The organism is Marivita hallyeonensis, from assembly GCF_900129875.1.
GTDB lineage: Bacteria > Pseudomonadota > Alphaproteobacteria > Rhodobacterales > Rhodobacteraceae > Marivita > Marivita hallyeonensis.
In genome coordinates, this window is record NZ_FQXC01000009.1 from 58,316 (window position 1) to 65,584 (window position 7,269).

Here is a 7,269-nt window from a genome sequence, read left to right on the forward strand (position 1 = left end):
TTAAGGTGAGCGACAACTACCCGATGACGCTCTTGGTTGACCGGGAAAGGTTAAAAGATGGCGACGAATTCTGGCGGCGACAGCAAAAACACCCTCTACTGCAGCTTCTGTGGCAAAAGCCAACATGAAGTGCGCAAGCTCATTGCCGGACCGACCGTCTTTATCTGCGATGAATGCGTTGAACTCTGCATGGACATTATCCGCGAAGAGACCAAGGGCGGTGGCCTGAAGTCGACGGATGGCGTGCCGACGCCGCGCGAGATTTGCGATGTGCTGGACGACTATGTCATCGGTCAGGCGGTGGCGAAGCGGGTGCTGTCGGTTGCGGTGCACAACCACTACAAGCGTCTGAACCATTCGCAGAAATCCTCGGATATCGAGTTGGCGAAGTCGAACATCTTGCTGATCGGTCCGACCGGTTGCGGCAAGACACTTCTTGCCCAGACGCTCGCGCGAATTCTGGATGTACCGTTCACGATGGCGGATGCCACGACGCTGACCGAAGCCGGATACGTCGGCGAGGATGTCGAAAACATCATCCTCAAGCTGTTGCAGGCGTCGGAATACAACGTCGAACGTGCACAGCGCGGCATCGTCTATATCGACGAGGTCGACAAGATCACACGGAAGTCCGAGAACCCATCGATCACGCGCGACGTGTCGGGCGAGGGTGTGCAGCAGGCGCTTCTGAAGCTGATGGAAGGCACCGTGGCCTCGGTGCCGCCGCAGGGTGGGCGCAAGCATCCGCAGCAGGAGTTCCTGCAGGTCGACACGACCAATATCCTTTTCATCTGCGGCGGGGCGTTTGCCGGTCTCGACCGGATCATCGCGCAGCGTGGCAAAGGCTCGGCCATGGGCTTTGGCGCCGATGTGCGCGACAATGATGAGCGCGGCGTGGGCGAAGTGTTCCAGGATCTGGAACCCGAAGACCTGCTCAAGTTCGGCTTGATCCCGGAATTCGTCGGCCGCCTTCCCGTGATCGCGACGCTCGAAGATCTGGACGAAGATGCGCTGGTCATCATCCTTACTCAGCCGAAGAACGCCCTGGTCAAGCAATATCAACGTCTGTTCGAGCTTGAGGATACAACGCTCAGCTTTACCGACGATGCGCTGACCGCGATTGCCAAGCGGGCCATTGAACGCAAAACCGGCGCGCGTGGGCTGCGATCGATCCTTGAAGACATCCTGTTGGATACGATGTTCGAATTGCCCGGCATGGATGACGTGACCGAGGTGGTGGTGAACGAAGAGGCCGTGACCTCGGACGCCAAGCCGCTGATGATCTACGCGGATCAGAAGAAAGAGCCAGCATCCGCGGGCTAACTGTCTGATGAAGAACAGATTTTAAGGTGGGCTTTCGGCCCGCCTTTCTTTTTGAGGGTGTGAGAAAATGACAATCCGGCGCATTTCTTCTGGCGGAGAGTTTGAGGCCAAGGTCGGCTATTGCCGGGCTGTGGTGGCAGGTGGTTTCGTGCACGTGGCAGGCACGGTGGGGCAGGGTGACACGGTTGTCGATCAGTGCCGGAGTGCGTTGGAGGTCATTGGCGGAGCGTTGGAAAAGGCCGGAGCATCCTTCGCAGACGTGGTGCGCGTGACCTATTACTTGCCCGACCGCCATGAATTCGAGCCGTGTTTTCCCGTTTTGGCAGAGACCTTCGGCGCCAACTCGCCAGCGGCCACGATGATCGAATGTGGCCTGATCGATCCGAAATACAGGATCGAGATCGAGGTCACCGCGCTTGCCCCGCCTGCGGCATAGCTGCGCTGGACCTCGCTCTTGATCTGACCGTATAAGGCGGTGACCCAAACCCGAGGAGACGTCCATGGGCATTCTCAATACTCTTCTTCGCGCTGTCACATGGTGGAACGGGCAAACGCTTGGCACGCAGTTCTACACGTGGCGCAAGGGTGAAAAGGTAGGTGAGGATACACAGGGCAACATCTTCTACCAGTCGCGTGACGGAAAGCGGCGCTGGGTGATCTATAACGGTGAGGCCGAGGCCAGCCGCGTGGATCCGGACTGGCACGGTTGGTTGCATCACACGTTCAAGGAACCGCCGACAGAGCGGCCGTTGCCCAAGAAAGACTGGGTGAAACCGCATCAGGAGAACCTCACCGGGACGGCGTTGGCCTATGCGCCTGCCGGGTCAATCCGGCGACCGGTGCCAGAGGAGCGCCGCGACTACGAGGCGTGGAGCCCGGAATAAGACCGGTGCCGATGTGTCGGGCACGCGCGGGGTAAGCTGATGGTGCGGCGACTTTTTTCTGTTGTTGTTTTCTGTGCCGCGACCGCGGTCTCGGCTCAGTTGGCCACGTCGGATGGGACGGGCGTCACGGTGCGCGCGCTGGACAAGCTGACGGGTCAGGTGTCGGATCTTGAGATTGCGAATAACCGCTCTGCAAGCGTTGGTCGGATCACCATCGCCGTCAGCGAATGCCGGTACCCCGAAGGCAACGCAGCGGGCGAAGCCTATGCGGAGCTGACCGTCACTGAAGTCGGCGTCGAAGGTCCGGTCTTTCAGGGATGGATGATCGCGTCTTCGCCTGCGCTCAATCCGATGGATCACCCGCGCTACGACGTTTGGGTGTTGCGCTGCACGACCTCTTGACCGGAAGACGCGAGTGGAGCGGCGTTGAAATCCGCTTCACGCTGGAGGGCATCCGCGAGCCGTCTGCGGTACTCTGCCCGGGTGATTTCGATCGCGCCAAGCGAGGCGAGATGGTTGGTCAGAAATTGTGTGTCGAAAAGTGTGAATCCGGACCGCTTCAGCAGATCGACCAGCCAGGCCAGAGCGATTTTTGACCCGTCGCGCCGCCGCGAAAACATGCTTTCTCCGCAAAAAGCCGATCCGACGGTCACACCGTAGATCCCGCCGATCAACGCGTCGCCGTCCCAGACCTCAAGCGAATGCGCCGCGCCCCGGCGGTGAAGCTCCTGGTAGAGCCTGTGGATATCCTGATTGATCCATGTCTCGCTGCGATCCGCGCAGGCGTCGATGACTGCGGCAAAGGCCTGGTTCCGCGTAACCGTGTAATTGTCGCGTCGCAGCGTCTTGGCCAGGCTGCGCGAGATGTGAAACCCGTCGAGCGGGAAGACCCCGCGTTTGCGCGGATCGACCCAGAACACTTCGGGGTCGTCGCGGTGTTCGGCCATCGGGAAGACGCCAGCGCGGTAGGCTTCCAGCAGCAGTTCCGGCGTGACCGTCACAGCGCGCCACCGTCTTCAGCGTATCGAAGCCGCGGTGGCGTCACTCGTCCTTGCTGGCGTAGGTGCGGTCCAACCACTGTTCCAGCCAATGGATATTGTAGTCGCCCGAATGCAGATCCGGCTCTTCCAGCAGGTCGCGGAACAGGGGAACGGTGCTGTCGACGCCGTCGACAATGAGCTCTCCCAATGCCCGTGACATGCGGGCCAGCGCTTCGTCCCGGTCGCGCCCGTGCACGATCAGCTTTGCGATCAGGCTGTCGTAGTAGGGCGGGATCCGGTAGCCATCATAGAGCGCGCTGTCCATGCGCACGCCCAAACCGCCGGGGGCATGGTATTGCGTGATCCGGCCCGGCGAGGGCGAGAAATTCGGGACCTTCTCGGCGTTGATGCGGGCCTCGATGGCGTGGCCGTTGATCTTGAGATCGTCCTGTTCGAAGGACAGGGGCAGGCCGGAGGCCACGCGGATCTGCTCGCGGACCAGATCGACGCCGAAGATCGCCTCGGTCACGGGGTGTTCGACCTGAAGCCGGGTGTTCATCTCGATGAAGTAGAACTCTCCATTTTCGTAGAGAAATTCGATCGTGCCAGCACCGGCATAATTGATCTCCGCGACCGCATCAGCGCAAATCTTGCCGATCTCGGCGCGTTCCTTTGAGGTGATGCTGGGACCCGGGGCCTCTTCCAACACCTTTTGGTGGCGCCGCTGCAAAGAGCAATCCCGCTCTCCCAGATGGACCGCTTTGCCTTTGCCGTCACCAAAGACCTGAACTTCGATGTGGCGCGGCGTAGTGAGGTACTTCTCGATGTAGACCTCATCATTGCCGAAGGCGGCTTTCGCCTCTGACCGCGCGGTCTGAAATGCGCGCTCCATGTCGGCAGCGGTTTTCGCCACCTTCATGCCGCGTCCGCCACCACCCGCGGTGGCCTTCACGATCACCGGATACCCAATCTCTTCGCCAAGTGTCTTGGCCTCGACTAGATCGGCCACGCCGCCTTCGGACCCCGGCACACAGGGCACGCCAAGCGCCTTGATCGTGTCCTTGGCGGTGATCTTGTCCCCCATGATGCGGATGTGTTCGGCGGTTGGCCCGATGAAGGTCAGGCCGTGGTCTTCGACGATCTGCACGAAACGCGCATTCTCGGACAGAAAGCCGTAGCCCGGGTGGATCGCCTGCGCGCCGGTCACTTCGCAGGCCGAGATGATCGCGGGGATTGAAAGATAACTGTCGGTGGAAGAAGGCGGCCCGATACAGATCGCCTCATCCGCCATACGCACGTGCATCGCGTCGGAATCGGCGGTGGAATGCACGGCGACGCTGTGGATGCCCATCTCGCGGCAGGCCCGCATCACGCGCAATGCGATCTCGCCGCGGTTGGCAATCAGGATTTTGTCAAACATCACCGACCGTCGCGATTATTCAAGGATGACGAGCGGCGCGCCGTATTCGACCGGGGCGCCGTCTTCCACGAGGATGCGTTTCACTGTTCCGGCTCTTGGGGCTGGGATGTGGTTCATCGTCTTCATTGCTTCGACGATGAGCAGCGTGTCGCCTTCGTTGATCTGTTGCCCGACAGAGATGAATGCGGGCGCGCCCGGTTCGCCTTGCAAGTATACCGTGCCGACCATCGGGGACGTGACCGCGCCCGGATGTTCGGCAGGGTCTTCCGGCGTCGCTGCGCTCGATGCGTCTGGCGCGGGCGGCGCGGCCGCTGGAACAGCCGCAACAGGTGCCGGCGCAGACATAGCCGGGGCGGCAGGTGACAGGCGGCTTACGCGCACGTTCAGGCTGTCGTCTTCGCCGTACTCACGCTTGACCTGAACCTCGGTCAAATCGTTTTCCCGAAGGAGTTGTGCCAGCGCCTCGATGAATGCGACATCTGCATCGCGCGTGTTTTTGGTCATGCTGTCCCTCGCCCCGTTATTTTTCCCGCGTGTCGGCGGGCCCCCGAAAGCCAACTTGGGCGCGGGCGCCGTCTGCACGGGCCGTGCCCGCATTGCACGTCATTCCTTGCACCGATTAAATGTCAGGAGCAAGGGGGAGACCAGCATGAATATCGCGAACTGGCTGACAAGAACGGCGGTCCGGTCGCCGGATCGCCCGGCGCTGTTCGACGGGATGCAACAGGTGGCATGCTACGGCGAGGTGGAAGCGCGGTCCCTTCAGATCGCCGGATGGATGCGCGCGCAGGGGGTTGCACCAGGGGATCGCGTTGCGGTTTTCATGCAGAACGCGCCAGACTACCTGATCGCGCTCTTCGCGGTGTGGGCAGCTGGAGCCATTGTTGTGCCGATCAATGCCAAACTGCACGCCAAGGAGGTCGCGTGGATCCTTGAGAATTCGGAAGCGCGGCTGTGTCTGACGCATGGTGCGCTCAAGGCCAGCCTTGAGGAGATCGAGGGCCCGTGGCGGTTGGTGGACATCGAGCAGGACGGGTTTGGTGCGAAAGCGCTGTGCCATGTGACGCATCGCGCTGGAGAGGACACTGCGTGGCTCTTCTATACGTCCGGCACCACGGGGCGTCCGAAGGGTGTGGAGATCACCCATCGCAACCTTCTGTCGATGAGCCTTTGCTATCAATCCGATGTTGCGGCGGTGCGTTCCGACCACGCCACGATCTATGCCGCCCCGATGAGCCACGGGGCCGGGCTTTATAGCATGATGCATGTGCTGCAGGGCGCGCGGCACGTGTTTCCACCGTCGCGCGGGTTCGATCCGACAGAGGTGTTGTCCCTGGCCCGCGCACACGGTCGCGCGCACATGTTTGCGGCTCCGACGATGGTGAAACGGCTGACGGATTACGCAGAAATGTCGGATGAGTGCGGAGAGGGCCTCGAAACTGTCGTCTACGCGGGCGGTCCAATGTACGAGGCGGACATCCTGAAGGCGGTCAATCGATTTGGCCCCGTTTTCGCGCAGATCTACGGGCAGGGCGAAAGCCCGATGGGGATCACGGCATTGACCAAAGAGGAGGTGGCTGATCGCCACTCGCGTGATTGGAGGTTGCGGTTGAACTCCGTCGGGCGGGCGCAGTCGGCCGTCGAAGTGCGGATTTGCGGCGCGGACGGGCAGCTGCTTGGTCCGGGCGAAGTGGGTGAGATCGAAGTGCGGGGTGACACGGTGATGGCAGGGTACTGGAACGCCCCAGAGGCCACGGCGTCGACGCTTGTCGACGGGTGGTTGCGCACGGGCGACATGGGTCGGCTGGACGCGCAAGGCTACATGACGCTCATGGACCGGTCAAAGGACGTCATCATCTCTGGCGGATCGAACATCTACCCGAGAGAGGTCGAGAACGTTCTGCTCCAGCACGCGGCGGTGTCCGAGGTCTCCGTCATTGGCGACCCGCACCCCGAATGGGGCGAACAGGTGGTGGCCTTCGTCGTCCTCCGGGACGGGGCAATCTGCGATTCCGATGCTTTGGACCGCCATTGCCTGAATCAAATCGCGCGGTTCAAACGGCCCAAGGTCTATCAGTTTCTCGATGCCTTGCCGAAGAACAACTACGGCAAAGTGCTCAAGACGGAGCTTCGGACGCTTGCCCGTTCGGATGTTGCTGATCCTGAGACTGCTCTGAAATCAGTGCCTTGATCTGCAGTTGCAGGGCCGAGGGTGGCGCGGCCGGTTCCACCGCCTTTTTTCCGGTTTCGTTTTCATCGAGTTTCGCCGCCGCCGTGGCACCATGCGGGAGCGCGGACTGCTGACTGCCCATGTCGGTCTTTTGCGCCGGACGCAGCGGAGAGACAGAGCTGATCGGATGAATCAAAGGCATGAGATGTACCCCTTTCTACGAATGACCCACCCTTGGATCTTAGCACAGGGGGTGGCCTCGGGTGAGGGAATTTTCCAGAATAATTAAATCAAATCAGAAAGATAAAGGGCGGCACGGGGCGCCGCCCATTTCATGAACCCGGGTGACCCTTACCCCTTGTTCATTCTGTTGTTGATGAGGTCGTCGACGACGGAAGGGTCGGCGAGTGTTGAGGTGTCGCCGAGGGCGCCGTAGTCGTTTTCGGCGATCTTGCGCAGGATGCGGCGCATGATCTTGCCGGAGCGGGTTTT

9 protein-coding genes are annotated in these 7,269 nt (G+C 61.1%); 5 read left to right on the forward strand and 4 right to left on the reverse strand.

Going from position 1 to position 7,269, the window contains the following annotated elements; all coding sequences use genetic code 11:
- Nucleotides 1-57 precede the first annotated feature (57 nt).
- From clpX to BUA42_RS19860, 4 genes are all read left to right on the forward strand, one after another.
- Nucleotides 58-1,323, forward strand: a complete 1,266-nt coding sequence (clpX, locus tag BUA42_RS19845; RefSeq protein WP_072780085.1) for an ATP-dependent Clp protease ATP-binding subunit ClpX — start codon at nt 58-60, stop codon at nt 1,321-1,323.
- A gap of 67 nt (nt 1,324-1,390) precedes the next feature.
- The gene (locus BUA42_RS19850) at nt 1,391-1,759 is read left to right on the forward strand and encodes a RidA family protein (protein ID WP_072780086.1); all 369 of its coding nucleotides are present in this window, start codon (nt 1,391-1,393) and stop codon (nt 1,757-1,759) included.
- A 64-nt stretch (nt 1,760-1,823) separates the two neighbouring features.
- The gene (locus BUA42_RS19855; RefSeq protein WP_072780087.1) at nt 1,824-2,207 is read left to right on the forward strand and encodes an NADH:ubiquinone oxidoreductase subunit NDUFA12; all 384 of its coding nucleotides are present in this window, start codon (nt 1,824-1,826) and stop codon (nt 2,205-2,207) included.
- 39 nt (nt 2,208-2,246) lie between these two features.
- On the forward strand, nt 2,247-2,609 hold the full coding sequence (locus BUA42_RS19860) for a DUF2155 domain-containing protein (RefSeq protein WP_072780088.1): 363 nt from the start codon (nt 2,247-2,249) through the stop codon (nt 2,607-2,609).
- Here the strand turns inward: BUA42_RS19860 and aat are convergent.
- From aat to accB, 3 genes are read right to left on the reverse strand one after another with little or no spacing between them, the layout of a single operon-like run.
- Nucleotides 2,573-3,208, reverse strand: coding sequence for a leucyl/phenylalanyl-tRNA--protein transferase (aat, locus tag BUA42_RS19865; protein WP_072780089.1), 636 nt, complete (start codon nt 3,206-3,208; stop codon nt 2,573-2,575). The two genes, BUA42_RS19860 and aat, sit on opposite strands and share 37 nt — an antisense overlap.
- Nucleotides 3,209-3,248: 40 nt before the next feature.
- Nucleotides 3,249-4,607 (reverse strand): acetyl-CoA carboxylase biotin carboxylase subunit, encoded by a 1,359-nt coding sequence (gene accC, locus BUA42_RS19870; RefSeq protein WP_072780090.1) that lies wholly within the window; start codon nt 4,605-4,607, stop codon nt 3,249-3,251.
- A 15-nt stretch (nt 4,608-4,622) separates the two neighbouring features.
- Nucleotides 4,623-5,111: an acetyl-CoA carboxylase biotin carboxyl carrier protein gene (gene accB / locus BUA42_RS19875; protein WP_072780091.1), complete on the reverse strand. Its 489-nt coding sequence runs from the start codon at nt 5,109-5,111 to the stop codon at nt 4,623-4,625.
- A gap of 145 nt (nt 5,112-5,256) precedes the next feature.
- On the opposite strand from accB, the gene BUA42_RS19880 reads away from it, so the two are divergent.
- Nucleotides 5,257-6,798, forward strand: coding sequence for an AMP-binding protein (locus tag BUA42_RS19880; protein ID WP_072780092.1), 1,542 nt, complete (start codon nt 5,257-5,259; stop codon nt 6,796-6,798).
- Here the strand turns inward: BUA42_RS19880 and BUA42_RS21005 are convergent.
- The gene (locus BUA42_RS21005; protein WP_143152760.1) at nt 6,725-6,979 is read right to left on the reverse strand and encodes a hypothetical protein; all 255 of its coding nucleotides are present in this window, start codon (nt 6,977-6,979) and stop codon (nt 6,725-6,727) included. The two genes, BUA42_RS19880 and BUA42_RS21005, sit on opposite strands and share 74 nt — an antisense overlap.
- Between the last annotated feature and the right edge of the window lie 290 nt (nt 6,980-7,269).